Genomic DNA, 20707 nt, shown 5'->3' on the forward strand with positions numbered 1-20707 from the left:
GTCGGTGTGCTCGCTCACCCCTTGAGTATCGCCAGCCGCCGGACCTGGTGTCACAGTCCTCGCAGCAGGAGCGCGGGCTGCTCCACACAGTCGGCCACGTACCGCAGGAAGCCGCCGGCGGTGCCGCCGTCACACACCCGGTGATCGAAGGTGAGCGAGAGCTGGACGACCCGGCGGACGGCCAACTCGCCTGCGTGCACCCAGGGTTTGGCGGCTATCCGGCCGATGCCGAGCATGGCCGCCTCAGGGTGGTTGATGATCGGCGTGGAACCGTCGACTCCGAAAACGCCGTAGTTGTTGAGGGTGAACGTGCCGTGCGTCAGCTCGGCCAGGGACAGTCCGCCTGACCTGGCGGCGTCCGTGAGCCGGGTGATTTCGGCGGACAGTCCCTCGACCGTACGGGCCTGCGCATCCCGTACGACCGGCACCACCAAGCCACGGTCGGTCTGCGCCGCGAAGCCCAGATGGACGGCGGGCAGCCGGACGATCTCCTGGGTCGTGGTGTCGACGGTCGCGTTGAGCTGGGGGTACCGCGCCAGCGCCGCCGTGGCGATCCGGGCCAGCAGCGCGAGCAGCGACACCTCGGGAGCGCCCGGGACGTTCATCGCCGTACGGGCGGCGAGGAGTTCGGTGGCGTCGGCGTCCACCCAGCAGGTCGCCTCCGGGATCTCCCGGCGGCTCCGGCTGAACTTCTCGGCGGCCGCACCGAGCATCCCCTTGAGCGGAATCCGCTCCTCCGCCACGCCGGCACCGACGGGCCCACGCTCCTGGCGCGCCCGGATCGCGGACTCGACGTCCCTGCGCAGGATCAGCCCGTCCCGCCCCGATCCCGTCAACTCCCGTAGATCCACACCGTTCTCACGTGCCATCCGGCGCACCAGCGGGGAGATGACGGCGGCCGTCCGACCGGCGGCGACCCCGCCGGCAGCCTCGGCACGCTCCGCGGCCCGCTCCAGAGCCTGCTCCGGGGCTCCTGTCGTGGGGCCCACGCCGCCGGGCCGGATCCGGCGCCGTCGCGCCGCCGCCGTGCCCGTGCCGTACCCGACGAGCACGTTCCCGGATCCGGAATCGCCCGTATCCGGTCCGCTCGAATCCCCCTCATCCGGCCCGCTCGCCGGGTCTGCCGAGGCCTCCGCGGGCGCGCCCACCGCGACCGTCACCAAGGGGGAGCCCACGGGGACCTCGTCCCCCTCCTCACCGAAGCGGGCGGTCACCACACCGCCGTACGGGCAGGGCACCTCCACCATCGCCTTGGCGGTCTCGACCTCCGCCACCGGCTGGTCGATGGCCACCACCTGCCCGACCTCGACCAGCCACTGCACGATCGTCGCCTCGGTGAGCCCCTCCCCCAGGTCGGGCAGGGTGAATTCGCGGACCACGGCCATCACTCACCACGTCCCTCGGTCCACTCCGACTCCCACTGGAGGCGGGCGACGGTGTCCAGAATCCGGTCCACGCCGGGCAGATGGTGCCGCTCCAGCATCGGCGGCGGATACGGGATGTCGAAGCCGGTGACGCGCAGCACCGGTGCCTCCAGGTGGTGGAAGCAGCGCTCGGTGATCCGTGCGGCGATCTCCCCTCCAGGACCGCCGAAGCCAGTGGCCTCATGGACGATCACGGCCCGGCCGGTGCGCCGCACCGACGCGCAGACCGTCTCGTCGTCGAACGGCACCAGGGAGCGCAGATCGACCACCTCCAGATCCCAGCCCTCGGCACGCGCGGCCTCGGCGGCCTCCAGACAGGCCGGGAGCGACGGACCGTAGGTGATCAGCGTGGCGCTGCTGCCGCGGCGCCGGACCACCGCCCGCCCGAGGGGCGCGACCGGCGCGGGCGCGTCGGGCGACCAGTCGGCCTTGGACCAGTAGAGCCGCTTGGGCTCCAGGAAGACGACCGGGTCGTCGGTGGCGATGGCGGCCCTCAGCAGCCCGTACGCGTCCTCGACGGTCGCCGGGGTGACGACCTGGAGTCCCGGGGTGGCGAGGTAGTACGCCTCGGAGGAGTCGCTGTGATGCTCGACGCCGCCGATCCCGCCGCCGTAGGGGATACGGATGGTCAGGGGCATCGGGAGGGCGCCCCGGGTGCGGTTGCGCATCCGGGAGACGTGACTGACCAGCTGCTCGAACGCCGGGTAGGCGAACGCGTCGAACTGCATCTCGACGACCGGCCGCAGCCCGTACATCGCCATGCCGACGGCGGTGCCCAGGATGCCGGCCTCGGCCAGTGCGGTGTCCGTACAGCGGTCCTCGCCGAACTCCCTGACCAGGCCGTCGGTGACCCGGAACACGCCGCCCAGGGCGCCGACGTCCTCGCCCATGACATGGACGGACGGGTCCTCGGCCATGGCGTCGCGCAGCGCGCGGTTCAGCGCCTGCGCCATCGTGGCGGACCTGCGCGCGGTCTCCGGGGCGGTGGTCGTCATGGCCTGGCCTCCTCGGCGGGCCCGGCGGTGCCCGCGGCGTCCTCGGTGTGCCCGGCGGTGTCCTCGGTGTGCCCGGCGGTGTCCTCGGTGTGCCCGGCGGCCTCGGCGTCCAGCTCGGCGCGCAACTGCGCCGCCTGGTCGCGCAGTTGGCTGGTCTGCTCGGCGAATACGTGGTCGAACAGGTCCATCGGATCCAGCTCCGGCTCGGCGTTCAGCCCGTCCCGCAGGTCGGCCGCCAGCTGCTCGGCGCTCTCCCGGGTGGCGGCGACGAATGCGTCGGTCAGCAGGTGGCGTGCCGTCATCTCCTGCTCCAGCAGGGCTATCGGGTCGTGCGCCCGCCAGGCCTCGACCTCGGCGTCGCTGCGGTAGCGGGTGGCGTCATCGGCGTTGGTGTGCGCCTCGATGCGGTACGTGACGGCCTCGATCAGGGTGGGGCCGCCGCCGTCGCGGGCGTGCCGCACGGCTTCGGTCAAGACCTCGTGCATCGCGGGTGCGTCATTGCCGTCCACCAGACGGCCCGGCATGCCGTATCCGACCGCCTTGTGGGCGAGGGATGGCGCAGCGGTCTGCTTGGCCAGCGGCACGGAGATCGCGAAGCCGTTGTTCTGGACGAGGAAGACGACCGGGGCCTGCCAGAGCGCCGCGAAGTTCAGCGCCTCGTGGAAGTCACCCTCGCTCGTGCCGCCGTCGCCCACCATGGCCAGTGCGACCACGTCGTCGCCCTTGAGGCGGGCGGCGTGCGCCAGGCCCACGGCGTGCGGGAGCTGGGTGGCGAGCGGGGTGCACAGCGGGGCGACGCGGTGCTCGTGCGGGTCGTAGCCGTTGTGCCAGTCGCCGCGCAGCAGGGTCAGCGCCGCCACCGGGCCGAGGCCGCGGACGACGGCGGCGAGGGTGTCGCGGTAGCTGGGGAAGAGCCAGTCGCGGTCCTCGAGGGCCAGCGCGGCGGCGACCTGGCAGGCCTCCTGTCCGGTGGAGGAGGGGTAGACCGCCAGCCGTCCCTGCCGGGTCAGGGCCGTGGCCTGCGCGTTGTAGCGGCGGCCACGCACCAGCTGGGCGTACAGCCGGGTCAGCAGTCCGGAGTCGAGCCGGGCCGCGGCGTCCGTCCCCAGGATGCGGTACGGCACCGGGTCGGGCAGGAGGGGCGCGGGATCGACGCGCGGCCGCCACGCGGGCGGCGGGCCGGCCAGGCTGCTCTTGTTCCTGCTGCTGCCGGGCTGCTCAAGGACCGTCATGTCGAGCACCTCCTCGGATCGAAGGGGTGGCGCGATGGCGCCTCATGTGGGTGGCGGGCGGACGGTGGATGGGCAGGATGGAATCGGTCGGGGCGGGTGCGCCCTTCCCTACCGATTGTTCGGTCGCTGATGCATTTTGGCTACAGGCGGGTCAAGCCTGTGGACAAACGGTTCTCCACAGCTTGAGATGAAGACAGTGCGTCCACCAAGGGGAGGCGGGACCATATGCCGGACGAACAGATGGCCAACTCCGTCGGACAGTCGTCTGCCGCACCGCCACCCGCACCGGCCGCACGCCCGCTGGACACCATCGACCGCGCGATCCTGCGCATGCTGCAGACCGACGGCCGGGCCTCGATACGCTCCGTCGCCGAACGGGTCCATGTGTCGCGCGCCAACGCCTACGCCCGGATCAACCGCCTGCTGGACGACGGGGTGATCCGCGGCTTCAGCGCCCTCATCGACCAGGAGCGCGCAGGTCAGGGCGCCTCCGCGTACATCACCCTGAAGATCGTCCAGAACTCCTGGCGCACCGTCCGCAAACAGCTCACGGCGCTGCCCGGGGCCGCCCACATCGCCCTGGTCAGCGGCGATTTCGACGTTCTGCTCCTGGTCCACGCCAAGGACAACCGGGAGCTGCGGGAGCTGGTCCTCACCCGTATCCAGTCCATCCCGGAGGTCCTCAGCACCCGCACCCTCCTGGTCTTCGAGGAGACCGACCTGGGCCCCGAGGGGGAGTAGCCCGGGGCCCGAAGGGGAGCAGCCCGGGGCCCGAGGGGGCGTAGCCCGGGCAAGGGCTGCCGCGTCGGGCGCCCGGTCAGGCCTTCCGCAGCCCCGCGAACGCCGTGCGGACCACGGCCTCGGCGACCTCGTCGCGGCTCGCGGCGCCGCCCCGGCCCGGCCGGTACCACTCCACGATCGAATTGATCATGCCGAACAGCAGCCGGGTGGCGAGCCGGACGTCCACATCGTCCCGTAGGTCACCGTCGGCGGCGGCCTGCTTCAGCAGATCGGCGACCCGGTGGTCGAACTCCCGCCGGCGCTCCATCGCCCACCGCTCGGTGTCCGTATTGCCACGCACCCGCAACAGCAGCGTCACATAGGGGAGTTCGTCCATCAGGACCTCGGCCACGCGCCGGGTGACATGCTCCAGCCGCTCGATCGCCCTCCCCTGGACGGCGCCCGGCTCCGCCAGCACTCCGAACAGTCCGTCCAGGGCTCGGCTTATGGCCCGGCGCAGCAGCTCTTCCTTGCTGCGCACATGGTGGTAGATCGACGATTTCGAGATACCGGCCGCCTTGGAGAGGTGCTCCATGGACGTGCCGTCGTAGCCGCGCTCGTTGAACACCTCGACGGAGACCGCGAGCAGCGAATCGGGCGTATAGGTGTCGCGCTTGGCCATGGTCATGATTAGAGCATCAACCCCTCGAGGTCCGCACGGCGCCGTAGTGCCGAGGACGGTGCGTAGCGCCCGCCCGCGATGTGGTGGTGCATCGCATCCAGCAGATCCCGCACCCACTGGGCACCGAGCCGCTCGGCCCACTCCAGGGGGCCGCCGGGGTAGTTCACGCCCAGCCGCATGGCCGTGTCGATGTCATCGGGCGTCGCCACCCCACGGGCCGCGGCATCCACGGCGAAGTCGACGATCATCGCGATCGTCCGAGCGACGATCATGCCCGGCGCATCCTCGATCACGCTGACCTGTTTGCCCAGCGCCTGGAACAGTCCAACGGCCTCCGCGAGGTCCGCATCGGAGCAGGCAGGCGAAGCGGCGAGAGCGACGCGGGTGGCGGCCCGGTAGTCGAGCGAGAGGTCGAAGCGGATGGAGCGGCCGTGGTCGGTGCTCGTCGCCGGATATCCGCCGGTCAGCGCCAGGCACGCCCCGCCGGGGAGCCTGATGAAGCCCTCCGGCTCCCCTGCCGCGCGGTCGCGGGTGACCTTGATGCCCGCCTCTTCGATCAGCTCCCGGAGCACCGCCGCGGGGCCGGGCAGCCCGGCATGCACGGCGACCGCCTCCGGGGCGGGCCGGGGCCCCTCCGTACGGGGCCCGGGCAGGCCGGCGCCCTCGGAGTAGTCGAACCATCCGCGCCCGGTCTTGCGGCCGTGCAGCCCCGATTCCACCAGCCGGCGCTGCGCCAGAGAGGGCGTGAACTTCGGGTCCTGGAAGAAGGCCTGCCAGACGGAGTGCGTGACCGCCTCGTTCACGTCCTGCCCGATGAGGTCGGTCAGTTCGAACGGCCCCATCTTGAAGCCGGTGCCCTCGCGCAGTACCGCGTCGATGGTGGCCGGATCGGCGACCCGCTCCTCGTAGGCGCGCAGCGCTTCCGCGTAGAACGGGCGGGCGATGCGGTTGACGAGGAAGCCGGGAGTGTCGGCGCAGCGTACCGGCTTCTTGCCCCAGGCCGCCGCGGTGTCGTACGCGGCGGTGGCGGCCGCCTCCTCGGTGGCGAAGCCGCTGACCACCTCGACCAGCGGGAGCAGCGGCGCGGGATTGAAGAAGTGCATGCCCACGCAGCGGCCGGGACGGCGCAGCCGGCCGGCGACGGCGGTCACGGCAAGCGAGGAGGTGTTGGTGGCCAGCAGGCAGCCGTCCGCCACGATGTCCTCCAGGGCGGCGAACAGCTCCTGTTTGGCGGGCAGTTGCTCCAGGATCGCCTCGATGACGAGCGCTGCGTCGGCCAGTTCCGTGAGGGCGGTGACGGGGGAGAGGCGCTCACGAGCGCCCTCACGGTCACCCGCCGGGATCCGGCCTTTTTCCACGAGCCGGTCGAGTCGCCGCATGATCGCCCCGGCGGCCTCTTCCGCCCGCCCCGGGGCGCTGTCGTAGAGCCGTACGCGGTGGCCGGCGACCAGCGCCACCTGCGCGATGCCCTGTCCCATGGTGCCGGTGCCCACCACTGCCACGGTGCCGCTGGTCCCGATTGCCGTCATGCGAGCTGATCCCCTCTGACCGACTTTTCCACAGGGCGGCCGGATCCCCCTTGCCCCGACCGATCGTTCGGTTACTCTAGCCCCGTCGACGTTTCCACACCCAGCCATATCCGCCCGCCTTACTCACTCCCCATCCGCTCCCCATCCGCTCCCCATCCACTCTCCACCCACTCTCCGCGCAGCTCGACGAGGAGTTGGTCATCGATGGCCGCCGAAATGACCGCAGCGCAGTTGATCGAGAAGCACCGCCCGACCCTCGATCAGGCACTGGAGGCGATCCGCACCCGCGCGTACTGGTCCCCGCACCCCGAGCACCCGAAGGCGTACGGCGAGAGCGCCGCGTCCGACGGCCTGGCCGCGTTCGAGGCGCTGCACGGCAAGCGCTTCGAGCTCGACCAGCCCGGCACGGACGACTGGACGGGTCAGGAAGTCTCGCCCTACGGACCGGAGTTTGGCATCAGCTACCCGCATCCGGATGTCGATGTGCTGCTGCCGGCGATGCGCGCCACGCTCCCCGTCTGGCGGGACGCGGGCCCGGAGGTGCGCGCGGCGGTGTGTCTGGAGATCATCGCCCGGATCAGCGCCCGCACCCATGAGTTCGCGCAGGCCGTGATGCACACCAGCGGGCAGGCCTTCATGATGGCGTTCCAGGCGGGCGGACCGCACGCCCAGGACCGCGGTCTGGAGGCGGTGGCGTACGCGTATGCCGAACAGGTCCGCGTCCCCCAGCAGGCCGCCTGGTCCAAGCCGCAGGGCAAGCGTGAGCCGCTGGAACTGGCCAAGAGCTTCACGGCCGTGCCGCGCGGCGTCGCCCTGGTGATCGGCTGCAACACCTTCCCGACGTGGAACGGCTACCCGGGCCTGTTCGCCTCCCTGGCCACCGGCAACCCGGTGCTGGTCAAGCCGCATCCGCGGGCCGTCCTGCCGCTGGCGCTCACCGTCAAGGTGGCCCGCGAGGTGCTGGACGACGCCGGCTTCCCCGCCGACCTGGTGTGCCTGGCCGTGGACAAGCCCGACGAGGGCCTGGCCAAGACCCTGGCCGTGCGCCCCGAGATCCGGCTCATCGACTACACCGGCTCGACCGCCTTCGGCGACTGGCTGGAGACGCACGCCCGGCAGGCGCAGGTCCACACCGAGAAGGCCGGTGTCAACACCGTCGTCATCGAATCCACCGATGACTACAAGGGCATGCTGAGCAACCTCGCCTTCTCGCTGTCGCTGTACAGCGGCCAGATGTGCACCACCCCGCAGAATCTGCTGATCCCCCGCGAGGGCATCGGCACGGACGCCGGACCGAAGTCGTACGACGAGGTGGTCAGCGATCTCGCCGGCGCGGTGAACGGCCTGCTGGGCGATGACGCGCGAGCCAACGCCCTGCTGGGCGCGATCGTCAATCCGCAGGTCAAGGAACGGATCGCGACCGCCGGCAAGCTGGGCGAGGTGGCACTGGCCTCCCGTGAGGTGGCCAACCCCGACTTCCCGGGGGCAACGGTCCGTACACCGGTGATCGTCAAGCTGGACGGCGCCGAGCCGGACTCAGAGGCGGCGTATCTGTCGGAGTGCTTCGGCCCGGTGTCGTTCGCGGTGGCCGTCGACTCCGCGGCCGGCGCCGTGGAGCTGCTGCGGCGTACGGTCCGCGAGAAGGGCGCCATGACGGTCGGCGCGTACACCACCTCGCCCGAGGTCGAGCAGCTGGTGGAGCAGGCCTGCCTGGAGGAGTGCGCCCAGCTGTCGCTGAACCTGACCGGCGGGGTCTATGTGAACCAGACCGCCGCCTTCTCGGACTTCCATGGCTCGGGCGGCAACCCGGCGGCCAACGCTGTGCTGTGCGACAGCGCGTTCGTGGCGAACCGCTTCCGGACGGTGGAGGTGCGGCGACCGGCGTAGGCAGGAGTAACGGAACGGACGGAACGGAACGCCGGGCCCGGGGTACGCGCTCCCCGGGCCGCGGCCGCAGCACGGACGGTCCAGGGTCCGTCAGACGGCGCCCGGGCCGTCGATCCGGGCGTGGCGGCCGACCCAGGCGTGCATCGCGATGGCGGCCGCGGCGCCCGCGTTGATGGAGCGGGTCGAGCCGAACTGCGCGATCGAGCAGACCATCGAGGCGTGCCGACGCGCCTCCTCGGTCAGCCCCGGCCCTTCCTGGCCGAAGAGCAGCACGCAGCGGCGCGGCAGCTCGGTCGTCTCCAGCGGCACGGAGCCGGGAAGGTTGTCGATCCCGATGATCGGCAGTCCCTCGGCCACGGCCCAGGCCGTGAGATCGGCGGTGTCCGGGTGGTGGCGCAGGTGCTGGTAGCGGTCGGTGACCATCGCACCGCGACGGTTCCAGCGGCGCTGCCCGACGATATGGACTTCCTTGGCCAGGAACGCGTTCGCGGTCCGGACGACCGAGCCGATGTTGAAGTCATGGCTCCAGTTCTCGACGGCCACATGGAAATCGTGACGGCGGGTGTCGAGGTCGGCGACGATCGCCTCGCGCGTCCAGTAGCGGTAGTGGTCGACGACATTGCGGCGGTCGCCGTGCGCGAGCAGCTCGGGGTCGTAGCGGTCGTCCTGGGGCCAGGGCTCCGGGTGCGGACCGACGCCGATCAGGGGTGCGTAGCCCTCGTCGTACTGGAGGGGCTCGGCGGGGACGGTTTTCTCACTGCTCACCCCACGAGCGTATGGCCCCCGCCGCCGTGCTCGGTACGGGCCTCCGGCTCACCGCCCGCCGCCCGGTCCGCCGGCCCCGTGGCGCCGCGGCGCGGAAACAGCCGTCCGCGCAGGCCGGAGAGGCGTGCGGAGAGCCAGGTGAGGAAGTTCGTCGGCAGGAAGACCGCGTCCGCGGTGATCATCGCGAGGGAGAAGAACGGCAGCCCCAGCAGGAACGCGATCGAGAGGTGCTCGCAGATCATCACGACCAGCAGCGCGTTCTTCAGCCGGCGGTTGAAGAGCGTGAAGGGGAAGGCGACCTGGACGATCACCGTGCCGTAGGTGATCAGCATGATCGCCAGACCGCTGCCGGCGAGCAGGTGGGACAGCGCGGGCCACGGCGAGAAGTAGTCCAGGTGCATCGGGTAGTAGACGGCGGTGCCATCCTGCCAGCGGCTGCCCTGGATCTTGTACCAGCCGGCGGTGGCGTAGATCAGGCAGACCTCGACCACGATCACCAGCAGTGCGCCGTTGTGGGCGAGTTTGGCGAGGGTGTCCAGGACGGTGCGCGGCTCCCCGGGGGCGTACCGCCGCACCACCCACCACAGGCCGTGCGTCAGCCACAGGCCCCACAGGGCGAGGCTCCAGCCGATGTGCGGGAACGGGCCGTTCTCGAACCAGCGGAGGCCGTAGGCGCCGCTCAGCTGCGCGGCCGCCAGCCCGAGGCCGAGCACGGCCCACAGCACGATGCCGACCGGGTCCCTGAGGACAGCGGCCCCCTCGGCGGACTCCCGGCGCCTGGCACGGCGGGCGTCGAGCGACCAGACCTGCCCGCACCGGGTCAGTACGAGGTACATCGACATCAGGTGGATGACGTTGTCGCCGCCGTCCCCTATGAAGACGCTGCGGTTCTGCAGCGAGATCACGCCGAGCATGAAGAGCACCGACATGGTGCGGGTGCGCCAGCCCACCATCAGCGCCGCGGCGGCCGCGATCGCCATGACGTAGACGCACTCGAACCAGCCGCGCCCGTCGGACCACACCAGCACGGAGAAGGCGTGGTTGCCGTCCAGCAGCCCGCGCGCCATGTCCAGGCTCCAGGGGCCGTCGGGGCCGTAGAGGGTCCGGCGGTTGGGCCACTCGCGCAGCAGGAAGAACAGCCAGGTGGCCGCGAAGCCGATCCGGATCACGGCGGTCTGGTACGGGGCCAGCGCCCGGCCGGTGACGCGCGCGAACCCGCGGCCCACGGCGCGCTCGATCCGGGTCTCCTGATAGTCGTCCCGGGGCTCCTGGTGGCCGTCGGCGGGTGTCTGCTGCGGCTGCCGCGGCGTCGGTGACGTCACTGGTTCTTCGCCCCCTCGGGCAGGTCGGCTGCGGTGACCTGCCACCACGGCAGCACGCGGTACCCGGGCTTGTCACTGATCTTCTCGGAGCTCCAGGACGGCGGGCTGACCGCCGTGGTCTGCGAACGGGCCTGGATCCGCTCGACCCGGCCACCGCCCCTGGTCCACTCCGCGCCCATCCGGAGCATCACGATCCGCCGGAGGTACCGCTCGGACAGCTCGCCGCGCGTGCCGATCGGCCGGTTCTGCGCGTCGTGGCTGTTGCGGACGAGCTCCCAGCCGCGGCGCAGCTGGTTCTGCTGGGTGTGGCTGGGCAGCGGGTTGTGGCGTATCGCCCTGCCGTCGAGAGCGGTCAGATCGGTCCACCCGGTGGTCCGTGTGGCGCCGTCCGCGGTACGCAGCTGGGCGCGCACCTGGACGGCGATGTTCTGCTGGAGCGGATTGGGTGCGAACAGCTTCCAGTTCTGTTCGTACTCGGGGTAGACGTAGTCGCTGATCAGGGCGCCCTGCTGTTTGCTGAGCGTGTTCGACGGCGCCACGTGCAGGAACATCATCGCCAGATGTATCGCGGCGACGACGGCGACGGCGCAGGCCGCCACGCCTATGACGATCCGCGAGGGCAGCGAGAGCGCGGCCAGTGGCCGTGTTCCGTCCCCGTATGACTCCATTCCCGCCCCGTTCCCAGATTCCATGCGGTCGGCTCCGCTCCGGAACCGTACCTATGCCACCGCACCGGGCACACCCTGCCCCGAGTTATCCACAGGCTTGACACCCGCGGGCCACCCGCTCACCATTGAACCGAACGATCGGTCGGTCGGGAGCGAGGGGGTACCAATGACGACGATCGCGCCGGAGGAGACGGCTCACGAGGCGGCGTTCGACGCCACTGTGGCGGCGGACGAACGCATCGAACCGCGGGACTGGATGCCGGACGCCTACCGCTCGACGCTCGTACGGCAGATAGCGCAGCACGCCCACTCCGAGATCATCGGCATGCAGCCGGAGGCCAACTGGATCACCCGCGCGCCGTCGCTGCGCCGCAAGGCGATCCTGATCGCGAAGGTCCAGGACGAGGCCGGACACGGCCTGTATCTCTACAGCGCCGCCGAGACCCTGGGCACCAGCCGCGACGAACTGCTCGACAAGCTGCACTCCGGCCGCCAGAAGTACTCCTCGATCTTCAACTACCCCACGCTGACCTGGGCCGACGTCGGAGCCATCGGCTGGCTGGTCGACGGCGCAGCGATCACGAACCAGGTCCCGCTGTGCCGCTGTTCGTACGGCCCCTACGCCCGCGCGATGGTCCGCATCTGCAAGGAGGAGTCCTTCCACCAGCGCCAGGGCTACGAGCTCCTGCTGCACCTCAGCCGCGGTACACCGGCGCAGCACGACATGGCGCAGGACGCGGTCGACCGCTGGTGGTGGCCGTCACTGATGATGTTCGGCCCGCCGGACGACGAATCCTCGCACTCCGCGCAGTCCATGGCCTGGAAGATCAAGCGGCACTCCAACGACGAGCTGCGCCAGCGCTTCGTGGACATCTGCGTCCCCCAGGCCGAGGCCCTCGGTCTCACCCTCCCCGACCCCGATCTGGTGTGGAACGAGCAGCGCGGCCACTGGGACTTCGGCCCGATCGACTGGTCCGAGTTCCGGGAGGTCCTCAAGGGCAACGGCCCCTGCAACGAACAACGGATCAGCCGCCGCCGGAGCGCGCACGAGGAAGGCGCCTGGGTACGCGAGGCAGCCGCCGCACACGCGGCCAAGCACGGAAAGGCCGCCCGATGACCACAGCACGCCCTGCCGACACCTCGGCCACCGCGACACCGGGCGCCGGGACCACCGACTGGCCCCTGTGGGAGGTCTTCGTACGCAGCCGCCGCGGCCTCTCCCACAGTCACGCCGGCAGCCTCCATGCACCGGACGCCGCGATGGCCCTGCGCAACGCCCGCGACCTGTACACCCGCCGCTCGGAAGGCGTCTCCATCTGGGTGGTGCCGTCCGCCCAGGTCACCGCGTCCTCGCCGGACGAGAAGGACGCCTTCTTCGAACCGGCCGGCGACAAGCCCTACCGCCACCCGACCTTCTACGAGATCCCGGAGGGGGTGCATCACCTGTGACGACCTCACCTTCACCGGACGTCACGGCCACCCCCGCCCCAGGTGCGGGGCAGGCGGCACTTCCGGCACAAGCCCTGGCCCTCGGGGACGACGCCCTGATCCTCTCCCACCGCCTCGGCGAGTGGGCCGGCCAGGCCCCGGTCCTGGAAGAGGAGGTCGCCCTGGCCAATATCGCGCTGGATCTGCTCGGCCAGGCCCGGGTGCTGCTCTCGCTCGTCGGCGACGAGGACGAGCTGGCGTTTCTGCGCGAGGAGCGGGAGTTCCGCAACCTCCAGCTGGTCGAGCAGCCCAACGGCGACTTCGCCCACACCATCGCCCGCCAGCTGTACTTCTCCACCTACCAGGAGCTGCTGTACGAACATCTCGCCGCAGGCGGCGGTGAGTTGGCGCCACTGGCCGGGAAGGCCGTCAAGGAGGTCGCCTACCACCGCGACCACGCCGAGCAGTGGACCCTGCGGCTGGGCGACGGCACCGACGAGAGCCACACCCGGATGCAGCGCGCCCTGGATGCCCTGTGGCGCTTCACCGGCGAACTGTTCGAGCCGGTGGAGGGGCTGGAAGCGGTGCCGTGGCCGGCGCTCCGCGACGCCTGGACCACACGCCTCACCGACACCCTCGGCCGGGCCACCCTCACCGTCCCCGAAGGCCCCCAGCGGGGCGCCTGGACGGCCGGCGCGGGCCGCCAGGGTCTGCACACCGAACCGTTCGGACGGCTGCTCGCCGAGATGCAGCACCTCCACCGCAGCCACCCGGGAGCGACATGGTGACCACCACCGCCCTCGAACAGGAACTGCTGGCACTCGCCGGCTCCGTTCCCGACCCCGAGCTGCCCGTCCTCACGCTCGCCGAGCTCGGCATACTGCGCGATGTCCGGCTGACGGCCCCGGACCGCGTCGAGGTCCGGCTCACCCCCACGTACACCGGCTGCCCCGCCATAGAGGCGATGTCCGCCGACATCGAGCGGGTCCTGCGTGACCACGGCATGGCCGAGGTCGACGTCCGTACGGTCCTCAGCCCGCCGTGGACCACCGACGCCATCACCGCCGAAGGACGCCGGAAGCTGGCCGAGTTCGGGATCGCACCGCCACGCCCGACGGGACCGGCCGGCGGACCGGTCACCGTCGACCTCACCATCCGCTGCCCGCACTGCGGATCGACCGACACCACACTGCTCAGCCGGTTCTCCGCCACGGCGTGCAAGGCGCTGCGGCGCTGCGAGTCCTGCCGCGAACCCTTCGACCACTTCAAGGAGTTGTGATGTTCCACCCGCTCCGGGTCAGGGAGATCGAGCGGCTCGCGGACGACGCGGTGGCCGTCACCTTCGCGGTCCCGCCCGAGCTGCGTACGACGTTCCGGCACACCCCCGGGCAGCACATCGCCCTGCGCAGAACGGTCGACGGGCAGGAGATCCGCCGCACGTACTCCATCTGCACCCCCGCCACCGACGAGCCCGTACTGCGCGTGGGCATCCGCCTGGTCGAGTCCGGCGCCTTCTCGACGTACGCGCTCAAGGAGCTGGCGGTGGGCGACACCGTGGAAGTCATGGCCCCCGCCGGCCGGTTCACCCTCGCCCCGCGCCCCGGCCACTTCGTCGGCATCGTCGGCGGCAGCGGCATCACCCCCGTACTCTCCATCGCCGGCACCCTGCTGGCACAGCAGCCGGACGCCCGGTTCTGTCTCCTCCGCAGCGACCGCACGGCCGCGTCGACGATGTTCCTGGAGGAGGTGGCCGACCTCAAGGACCGCTACCCCGAGCGCTTCCAGATCGTCCAGTCCCTGTCGCGCGAGGAACAGCAAGCCGGCCTGCCCTCCGGCCGGCTGGACGAGGCCCGGCTCCGCTCGCTGCTGCCCGCCCTCCTGAAGATCGACGCCATCGACGGCTGGTACCTCTGCGGGCCCCACGGCCTGGTCCAGGGCGCCGAGCGTGCGCTGCGCGCCCTCGGCGTACCCCGCACCCATATCCACGAAGAGATCTTCCATATAGACAACGGCGCCCCGACCGCCCCCGCAGCCGCCGCCCCCGCGCACAGCACTGTCACCGCCACCCTCGACGGCCGCTCCGGCACCTGGCCGGTCCACGACGGCGAATCCCTGCTCGACGCGGTACTCCGCAACCGCGCGGACGCCCCGTACGCCTGCAAGGGCGGCGTCTGCGGCACCTGCCGGGCCTTCCTGGTCTCGGGCGAGATCCGTATGGACCGCAACTTCGCCCTGGAATCCGATGAGGTCGACGCCGGCTATGTGCTGGCCTGCCAGTCCCACCCGGTCACAGAACAGGTGGAGCTGGACTTCGACCGCTGAACCGGCCCGCACTCACTGGACCGGGTCCACACCCGCTGGACCGGGCCCGCACTCGCTGGACCGGCCCCGCAGGCCGCTTTCCCTGCGCCGCCATTCCCAATTCCTGGAACCTGTTCTACCTTGACGCTCCATCAGGTCGTTGCGCGGCGCGGGAGGACGGACCAGTGGACTTCACCTTCACCGAGGAGCAACAGGCCGCCGCCGAAGCGGCGAAGGCCGTCTTCGCCAAGGTCGCTCCGGACGGCGTGCCCAGTCCGGCACTCACCCCGGGCGCGGTCGCCGACGACTTCGACCGCGCCCTGTGGCGCAAGCTCGCCGACGCCGACCTGCTCGGCCTGCCCATCGCACCCGAGCACGGCGGCGCGGGCCTGGACCCCCTCGCGCTCTGCCTCGTGCTGCGCGAGTCGGCCAAGGTGCTGGCGCGGGTACCGCTGCTGGAATCCGCCGCCGCCGCGCACACCCTCCAGAACCACGCGGCAGACGAGCTTCGTACGGACGTCCTGCCCAGGATCGCCACCGGGGACCTCGTCGTAACCGTCGCAGCCGCCGGCCGCACCGGGCACGAACCGGCAGAGAGCGCCGTGGCCGCCCACCAGGACGGCGGCCCCGACTGGATCCTCGACGGCACCCAGACCGCCGTCCCCTGGGCCCATACCGCGGACCGGATCCTGCTGCCCGCGCACACTTCCGACGGGCACTCCGTACTCGCCCTCGTGCCCCGCACCCACCCCGGCGTCACGCTGGCAGACCAGATCTCCACCAGCGGAGAGCGTCACGCCGAGGTCCGGCTGGACTCCGTACGGATCAGTGCCCGGGAGGCGGTCACCGACCCCGCCGCCTGGGAGTCGCTGCGCAACCTCCTGACCACCGGCACCTGCGCCCTCGCCCTGGGCATCGGATCCCGCGTGCTCGAAATGACCAGCGACTACACGAGCAAACGCGAACAGTTCGGGTTCCCGGTGGCTACCTTCCAGGCCGTCGCCGTCCAGACCGCTGACCGCTTCATCGACCTCCGCGCCATGGAGGCCACACTCTGGCAGGCGGTCTGGCGCATCACCACCGGCGCACCCGGCCCCCTGCCGCCCGCGGGAGATGTCGCGGTCGCCAAGATCTGGGCCTCGGAGGGCCTGCGCCGCATCGTCCAGACCGCCCAGCATCTGCACGGCGGCTTCGGCGCCGACACCGACTACTGCCTGCACCGCTACCACGCCTGGGCCAAACAGCTCGAACTCTCCCTCGGCCCCGCGGCCGCCCACGAGGAAGCGCTCGGCGACCTCCTGGCGGCGCACGCCCTGGGGTGAGCCGGGACGAGCCGCGATGGTTCCTAGATGATCGTGCCCGTGCCGCCCTTGCCGTCCGACACCGGACGGCCGGCCGCCTCCCAGGCCTGCATACCGCCCGCGACATTCACCGCGTCGACGCCCTGCTGGAGCAGGTACTGCACGACCTGGGCCGAGCGCCCACCGACCCGGCACAGCACGTACACCTTGCCGCCGTCGGGCGCCTTCTCGGTCAGCTCTCCGTAGCGGCCGACGAACTCGCTCATCGGGATGTGCAGCGCGCCCTCGGCGTGCCCCGCCTCCCACTCGTCGTCCTCACGCACGTCCAGGAGGAAGTCCCCGGACGCGAGCGCGTCCACACCGACCGCGGGTACAGAACCAAAATGCATGGCTACGACGCTACCCGACCAGCTGCGCGAGGTACGCCTCACGCTCTGCGACCTCGGCGAGCAGCTTCTCGGCGATCTCGTTGAGCAGCGCATCCGGGTCGTCCGGCGCCATCTTGATCATCGCGCCGATCGCACTCTCCTCCAGCTCGGCGGCCGTGACGGCCAGCAGTTCCTTACGCGCGGCCAGCCACTCCAGCCGGGCGTACAGCTCCTCGCTCTCGCTGGGCCGCACCTCGGCCGGCGCGGGACCGGACTCCCACTCGCGGGCCAGCTCCCACAACGCCGCTTCGTCACCCCGGGCATACGCCGTGTTGACCCTGGCGATGAAGGCATCCCGCCGTGCCCGCTCCGCGTCGTCCCGTGCCAGGTCCGGGTGGGCCTTGCGCACCAGATCACGGTAGACCTTGCGGGCCTCCTCGCTCGGCCGCACCTTCTGCGGAGGCTGCACCGGCTGCTCGGTGAGCATCGCCTGCGCCTCGTCGAACAGCCCGTCCGAGCCCATCCAGCCGTGGAACAGCTCCTCGACCCCCGGCATCGGCAGCACCGAAGCCCGCGCTTCCCGCGCCTTACGGATGTCCTCGGGATCGCCGGTACGCGCCGCCACGGCCTCGGCGATCTGCGCGTCCAGCTCGTCCAGCCGCGCGTACATGGGACCGAGCCGCTGGTGATGCAGCCGGGAGAAGTTCTCCACCTCGACCCGGAAGGTCTCGACTGCGATCTCGAACTCGATCAGCGCCTGCTCCGCGGCCAGCACCGCCTTCGCCAACCGCCGCGTCGCCTCCTCGTGAGCCCCGCTCTCGTCCGGCGCACCACCCGGCTCACCCTGGGCACCCGACTTGCCCTGTTGTGCACCTGTCTCGTGCCGGCCGTCCTGCGCGTTCTCCGCGTGCGAGTTCGTCACCTGGCCAGCGTACGGCCCTGAGGAACCATCGCCTTCCGCCACCTTCCCTTGCCCCTGTGCCTTCCCCCAGCCGCCCGGCCACGCCGGCCACGCCGGCCCGCTCACACCCCGCTTTCCGCTGCTATGCGTCCGCTCTTGACGGCCGCCGTCAGGGCCGCGTGGTCGGCCTCCGTGCGGTTGGCGTAGGAGACCGCAAACGCGGCTATCGCCTCGTCCAGTTCCTCGTTCTTGCCGCAGTAGCCCGCCACCAGGCGCGGGTCGACGCCGTGTGCGTGGGCCCGGGCCAGGAGAGCCCCGGTCATTCGGGCGTAGTCGTCCATCTGGTCGCCGGTCAGCTGCGCCGGGTCCACACTGCCCTTGCGGTTCCTGAACTGCCGTACCTGGAAGGGAAGTCCGCCATCGGTTCCGGCGGGCGCGCCGCCGGAACCCCGCGGTGCTGTGTCCTGCACCGTCGTCCAACCCAGCAGGATGTCGCTGACGACCTGCATACGGCGCTGCCCGAGCACCACCCGGCGCCCCTCGTGCGCCACCGACGGCACCGGGAAGCCGGCCGACTCCGCATACGGAGCCAGCACCGAGCCGCGCGCCTCCTTCACCTGCAGTACCAGCGGCTCGCCTCGATGGTCCAGCAACAGCACCACATACGACCGCAGGCCCACACTGCCGGTGCCGACCACCCTGAAGGCCACGTCGTGCACCGCATAGCGAGCCAGCAGAGGCAGCCGGTCCTCGGGAAGGGTCTCCAGATACATGCCGAGGGAAGCGACCACGGCCGCCGCTTCCGCGTCCGGCACCCGTCGCAGCACCGGCGGCGCATCCACGAACCGGCGGCCGCCGTCCGCCGTCGGCTCCGTAGCCTTCGCGGCGAACCGCGCGCTGGTGTTCTTGCGTGCCTTGCCCGACACCCGCTCCAGCGTCCCCAGCAGATCACGGGCGTCCGTGTGCGAGACCAGTTCCTCGTCCGCGATGGCGTTCCACGCCTCGGTCACCGGCAACTTCGCCAGGAGCCGCATCGTCCGCCGGTACGCGCCCGCCACGTCCTGCGCCGCTCTACGGCAGTCGTCCTCACCGACCCCCGCCTCGCGTCCCGCCAGCACCATCGACGTCGCCAGCCGCTTCACGTCCCACTCCCACGGCCCGTGGAGGGTCTCGTCGAAGTCGTTGAGGTCGATGACGAGGCCGCCCCGGGCATCTCCGTAAAGACCGAAGTTGGCGGCGTGCGCGTCCCCACAGATCTGCGTGCCGATGCCGGTGACGGGACCGCCCACCAGGTCGTACGCCATCAGACCCGCCGATCCGCGGAGGAAGGCGAAGGGGCTCGCGGCCATCCGGCCGACGCGTATCGGCGTCAGCTCGGGCAGTCGGCCGGCGTTGGACTCCTCCACCGCCTCGACCGCGTCCGGCCGCCCGGCTGCGATCGACAGCGCGGCTTGCCCGGCACGGGAAAAGCGCTCCCGCAGCGCCCGGCCCACGGCCTTGGGCGACGGCCCCGAAGGCCCCTGCGCATCGGCCTTCGCAAACCCCGGTACGTACGGCACACGCGACATGGCGGGCCACCTCCCCCTTCACGACCTGCGTCTGTTGCGCACACCCCTGGTGCGCCCGTTCGTGGTGCCGCCGCGCATCGTTCCGTTCATGGCGTGCCGGTCGGCTCTCGGCCTGCCGAGCGGTCCCGGCCTGCCGACGAGCAACGACGTTACCGACACCTCGTCACGCCCGGCACGGCCTGTGGACAACTCCATGAACGACCGATGGCCGAGCTGCCGATTGCCGGAAGTTGCCGCAAGTCGCCTGAAGCGCGGGGGCTCCTGTCGCCACACCCACACCCCCGCTGCCTCGCACCCCCCGCTGCCTCACCTCTCTACTGCCTCACACCCCTACTGCCTCCTCCAGTTCCTCCTCCGTCTCCTCGTCCGCATCCACAGGTGCCATGCACTTGTACGACCGGGACGGAACCGGCCCCGGTGCGCTGGCTGCCGTCTCTGTCTCTTTCTCCGTCTTCGCAGTGCGCCGCCGCTTCTCGGCCGCCCCCGCCACTCCGGCCATCACCAGGCCGGCGACCAGCCACAGCGCCAGCGTCCAGACGTGTCGGGACAGGCTGTAGCCGTCGAAGTAGACATGGCTACGGGCACCCTCCAAGAAGCCCGCACCGTTCCAGAAGGAGTGCAGAGCCGCGAAGAATCCGTTCTGCAGCTCGGGCCGGAAAACCCCGCCGGAGGACGTGAAGTTGAGCATCACGAAGAGCGCCATCACGCCGAGCGTCGTCCAGCGCTTGAGGAAGGTGTGCAGCCCGGTGCCGATCAGCAGGATGCCGGCGGAGTAGAGCCAGGCCATCCCCCACACACCCGGCAGACCGTGGTCGACGAGGTGGAAGACCGGGCCGGCGAACGCCGTGCCGATCAGGCTGACCACGAACGACGTACCGCTCGCCAGTGCCACCCGCAGCCGCAGCGGAAGCACGGCCCCGGCACCGCCGATCACCGCTACCGAGGCGTACGAGCCGATGCTGATCGCCACCAGGAGGAAGAAGAGGCCCTGACCGGTCGGGTCCCCCTCAGTGGTGGGCACCACGTCGGTGACCTTCAGCGGGGCGCCCTGCTGCGCGGCGATGGGGGTGAAGACCTTCTGCACGGCGGAGGCGCTGGTGTCGGAACCCGCGGTCGCCACCAGCAGTTCGGGCGCAGGCCGCACGGCGGAACCGGCCGCCTCCACGCCCGCACCGGCCGTACCGACAGGCGCATCCTTCGCACCCCCCGTCGCGGCGTCCATCACATACGCACCGAAGATGTCCTGCCGCTTGAGCTGCTCGACCGCTGCCGACCGGTCACCGACGGTCCGTACCTCGAGATCACCATGCGTCCTGTCGTTGATCGACTGGGCGAGCAGCTGTGCGCTCCGGGGCGGTCCGACGACGGCGACGGGCAGGTGGTGCGGCGCGGGGTGCGCGAACGCGCCCAGGTAAGCGAATCCCATTCCGACGCACATCAGAAGCGGGGTGAGGAGGTGCGCAAGGACATGGCGCAGCCCTGCGGAGTGCGCGGAACGCATGGCATGCGCGGAGTGGCCGGAGTGGGCAGCATGGCCGGAGTGGCCGGAGTAGGCGGCGTGCGCCGAGCGTGCACCGTGTGCAGAGCGTGTGGAGCGGTCGGTGCTCGGTGCGCCC

At 71.2% G+C, this 20707-nt stretch carries 20 protein-coding genes; 8 read left to right on the top strand and 12 right to left on the bottom strand.

The genetic code is table 11. From position 1 onward, the window contains the following. Window positions 1-50: 50 nt before the first annotated feature. From AZE13_RS09470 to pdhA, 3 genes are read right to left on the bottom strand one after another with little or no spacing between them, the layout of a single operon-like run. Complete coding sequence (locus AZE13_RS09470) at window positions 51-1385, bottom strand: dihydrolipoamide acetyltransferase family protein (RefSeq protein WP_066928992.1); 1335 nt, start codon at window positions 1383-1385, stop codon at window positions 51-53. Next, window positions 1385-2419: an alpha-ketoacid dehydrogenase subunit beta gene (locus AZE13_RS09475; RefSeq protein WP_066928993.1), complete on the bottom strand. Its 1035-nt coding sequence runs from the start codon at window positions 2417-2419 to the stop codon at window positions 1385-1387. Before AZE13_RS09475 ends, AZE13_RS09470 begins: the two co-directional genes overlap by 1 nt. After that, a complete protein-coding gene (gene pdhA, locus AZE13_RS09480) occupies window positions 2416-3651 on the bottom strand; it encodes a pyruvate dehydrogenase (acetyl-transferring) E1 component subunit alpha (protein ID WP_066928995.1) in 1236 nt (411 codons plus the stop codon). Before pdhA ends, AZE13_RS09475 begins: the two co-directional genes overlap by 4 nt. A gap of 225 nt (window positions 3652-3876) precedes the next feature. On the opposite strand from pdhA, the gene AZE13_RS09485 reads away from it, so the two are divergent. After that, window positions 3877-4392, top strand: coding sequence for an Lrp/AsnC family transcriptional regulator (locus AZE13_RS09485; RefSeq protein WP_066928997.1), 516 nt, complete (start codon window positions 3877-3879; stop codon window positions 4390-4392). A gap of 76 nt (window positions 4393-4468) precedes the next feature. On the opposite strand, the gene AZE13_RS09490 is transcribed toward AZE13_RS09485, so the two are convergent. Beyond that, window positions 4469-5059, bottom strand: a complete 591-nt coding sequence (locus AZE13_RS09490; protein ID WP_066928999.1) for a TetR/AcrR family transcriptional regulator — start codon at window positions 5057-5059, stop codon at window positions 4469-4471. A 2-nt stretch (window positions 5060-5061) separates the two neighbouring features. Continuing rightward, complete coding sequence (locus AZE13_RS09495; protein ID WP_066929001.1) at window positions 5062-6582, bottom strand: 3-hydroxyacyl-CoA dehydrogenase; 1521 nt, start codon at window positions 6580-6582, stop codon at window positions 5062-5064. A 204-nt stretch (window positions 6583-6786) separates the two neighbouring features. Between AZE13_RS09495 and paaN the strand changes: the two genes are divergently transcribed. Beyond that, the gene (gene paaN / locus AZE13_RS09500) at window positions 6787-8469 is read left to right on the top strand and encodes a phenylacetic acid degradation protein PaaN (RefSeq protein ID WP_066929003.1); all 1683 of its coding nucleotides are present in this window, start codon (window positions 6787-6789) and stop codon (window positions 8467-8469) included. A gap of 90 nt (window positions 8470-8559) precedes the next feature. On the opposite strand, the gene AZE13_RS09505 is transcribed toward paaN, so the two are convergent. The 3 genes from AZE13_RS09505 to AZE13_RS09515 are packed head-to-tail and all read right to left on the bottom strand — an operon-like array spanning window position 8560 to window position 11224. Next, entirely contained in the window at window positions 8560-9234 is a 675-nt protein-coding gene (locus AZE13_RS09505; protein ID WP_066929004.1) for a TrmH family RNA methyltransferase, read from the bottom strand. Further along, window positions 9231-10556 carry an HTTM domain-containing protein gene (locus AZE13_RS09510; RefSeq protein WP_066929006.1) on the bottom strand — a complete coding sequence of 442 codons (1326 nt, stop codon included), beginning with the start codon at window positions 10554-10556 and terminating at the stop codon, window positions 9231-9233. The genes AZE13_RS09505 and AZE13_RS09510 overlap by 4 nt, the downstream gene beginning before the upstream one ends. Beyond that, window positions 10553-11224, bottom strand: a complete 672-nt coding sequence (locus tag AZE13_RS09515) for a DUF5819 family protein (RefSeq protein WP_066929008.1) — start codon at window positions 11222-11224, stop codon at window positions 10553-10555. Before AZE13_RS09515 ends, AZE13_RS09510 begins: the two co-directional genes overlap by 4 nt. A 166-nt stretch (window positions 11225-11390) precedes the next feature. Here AZE13_RS09515 and paaA point away from each other — a divergent pair, with 166 nt between their 5' ends. From paaA to AZE13_RS09545, 6 genes are all read left to right on the top strand, one after another. After that, window positions 11391-12341: a 1,2-phenylacetyl-CoA epoxidase subunit PaaA gene (gene paaA, locus AZE13_RS09520; RefSeq protein WP_066929010.1), complete on the top strand. Its 951-nt coding sequence runs from the start codon at window positions 11391-11393 to the stop codon at window positions 12339-12341. Continuing rightward, a complete protein-coding gene (gene paaB / locus AZE13_RS09525; protein ID WP_066929012.1) occupies window positions 12338-12673 on the top strand; it encodes a 1,2-phenylacetyl-CoA epoxidase subunit PaaB in 336 nt (111 codons plus the stop codon). Before paaA ends, paaB begins: the two co-directional genes overlap by 4 nt. Further along, window positions 12670-13440 carry a 1,2-phenylacetyl-CoA epoxidase subunit PaaC gene (gene paaC / locus AZE13_RS09530; RefSeq protein ID WP_079123847.1) on the top strand — a complete coding sequence of 257 codons (771 nt, stop codon included), beginning with the start codon at window positions 12670-12672 and terminating at the stop codon, window positions 13438-13440. The genes paaB and paaC overlap by 4 nt, the downstream gene beginning before the upstream one ends. Continuing rightward, window positions 13434-13931, top strand: coding sequence for a 1,2-phenylacetyl-CoA epoxidase subunit PaaD (gene paaD / locus AZE13_RS09535; RefSeq protein WP_066929014.1), 498 nt, complete (start codon window positions 13434-13436; stop codon window positions 13929-13931). The genes paaC and paaD overlap by 7 nt, the downstream gene beginning before the upstream one ends. Next, window positions 13931-14974, top strand: coding sequence for a 2Fe-2S iron-sulfur cluster-binding protein (locus tag AZE13_RS09540; RefSeq protein WP_066929016.1), 1044 nt, complete (start codon window positions 13931-13933; stop codon window positions 14972-14974). The genes paaD and AZE13_RS09540 overlap by 1 nt, the downstream gene beginning before the upstream one ends. A gap of 164 nt (window positions 14975-15138) precedes the next feature. Further along, the gene (locus AZE13_RS09545; protein WP_066929018.1) at window positions 15139-16275 is read left to right on the top strand and encodes an acyl-CoA dehydrogenase family protein; all 1137 of its coding nucleotides are present in this window, start codon (window positions 15139-15141) and stop codon (window positions 16273-16275) included. A gap of 23 nt (window positions 16276-16298) precedes the next feature. Here the strand turns inward: AZE13_RS09545 and AZE13_RS09550 are convergent, their stop codons facing one another. The 4 genes from AZE13_RS09550 to AZE13_RS09565 all read right to left on the bottom strand — a co-directional run bounded on the left by AZE13_RS09550 (window position 16299) and on the right by AZE13_RS09565 (window position 20592). After that, window positions 16299-16643: a rhodanese-like domain-containing protein gene (locus tag AZE13_RS09550; protein WP_066929020.1), complete on the bottom strand. Its 345-nt coding sequence runs from the start codon at window positions 16641-16643 to the stop codon at window positions 16299-16301. Between the two features lie 10 nt (window positions 16644-16653). Further along, complete coding sequence (locus tag AZE13_RS09555; RefSeq protein ID WP_258527675.1) at window positions 16654-17544, bottom strand: hypothetical protein; 891 nt, start codon at window positions 17542-17544, stop codon at window positions 16654-16656. 101 nt (window positions 17545-17645) lie between these two features. Continuing rightward, window positions 17646-19091 (bottom strand): DUF2252 domain-containing protein, encoded by a 1446-nt coding sequence (locus AZE13_RS09560; RefSeq protein ID WP_079123848.1) that lies wholly within the window; start codon window positions 19089-19091, stop codon window positions 17646-17648. A gap of 322 nt (window positions 19092-19413) precedes the next feature. Next, entirely contained in the window at window positions 19414-20592 is a 1179-nt protein-coding gene (locus AZE13_RS09565; RefSeq protein WP_066929555.1) for a hypothetical protein, read from the bottom strand. Window positions 20593-20707: the final 115 nt, after the last annotated feature.

The sequence above is a fragment of the Streptomyces sp. NBRC 110611 genome (assembly GCF_001590865.1).
Lineage (GTDB): Bacteria > Actinomycetota > Actinomycetes > Streptomycetales > Streptomycetaceae > Streptomyces.

Excerpts from the sequence above, each read along its gene's own strand:
- AZE13_RS09490 (WP_066928999.1), bottom strand. The coding sequence starts at position 5,059 with ATGACCATGGCCAAGCGCGACACCTATACGCCCGATTCGCTGCTCGCG.
- AZE13_RS09540 (WP_066929016.1), top strand. The coding sequence starts at position 13,931 with ATGTTCCACCCGCTCCGGGTCAGGGAGATCGAGCGGCTCGCGGACGAC.
- AZE13_RS09565 (WP_066929555.1), bottom strand. The coding sequence starts at position 20,592 with ATGCGTTCCGCGCACTCCGCAGGGCTGCGCCATGTCCTTGCGCACCTC.
- paaB (WP_066929012.1), top strand. The coding sequence starts at position 12,338 with ATGACCACAGCACGCCCTGCCGACACCTCGGCCACCGCGACACCGGGC.
- AZE13_RS09470 (WP_066928992.1), bottom strand. The coding sequence starts at position 1,385 with ATGGCCGTGGTCCGCGAATTCACCCTGCCCGACCTGGGGGAGGGGCTC.
- AZE13_RS09550 (WP_066929020.1), bottom strand. The coding sequence starts at position 16,643 with ATGCATTTTGGTTCTGTACCCGCGGTCGGTGTGGACGCGCTCGCGTCC.
- pdhA (WP_066928995.1), bottom strand. The coding sequence starts at position 3,651 with ATGACGGTCCTTGAGCAGCCCGGCAGCAGCAGGAACAAGAGCAGCCTG.
- AZE13_RS09475 (WP_066928993.1), bottom strand. The coding sequence starts at position 2,419 with ATGACGACCACCGCCCCGGAGACCGCGCGCAGGTCCGCCACGATGGCG.
- paaN (WP_066929003.1), top strand. The coding sequence starts at position 6,787 with ATGGCCGCCGAAATGACCGCAGCGCAGTTGATCGAGAAGCACCGCCCG.
- AZE13_RS09495 (WP_066929001.1), bottom strand. The coding sequence starts at position 6,582 with ATGACGGCAATCGGGACCAGCGGCACCGTGGCAGTGGTGGGCACCGGC.
- AZE13_RS09515 (WP_066929008.1), bottom strand. The coding sequence starts at position 11,224 with ATGGAGTCATACGGGGACGGAACACGGCCACTGGCCGCGCTCTCGCTG.
- paaA (WP_066929010.1), top strand. The coding sequence starts at position 11,391 with ATGACGACGATCGCGCCGGAGGAGACGGCTCACGAGGCGGCGTTCGAC.
- AZE13_RS09560 (WP_079123848.1), bottom strand. The coding sequence starts at position 19,091 with ATGTCGCGTGTGCCGTACGTACCGGGGTTTGCGAAGGCCGATGCGCAG.
- AZE13_RS09485 (WP_066928997.1), top strand. The coding sequence starts at position 3,877 with ATGCCGGACGAACAGATGGCCAACTCCGTCGGACAGTCGTCTGCCGCA.
- paaD (WP_066929014.1), top strand. The coding sequence starts at position 13,434 with ATGGTGACCACCACCGCCCTCGAACAGGAACTGCTGGCACTCGCCGGC.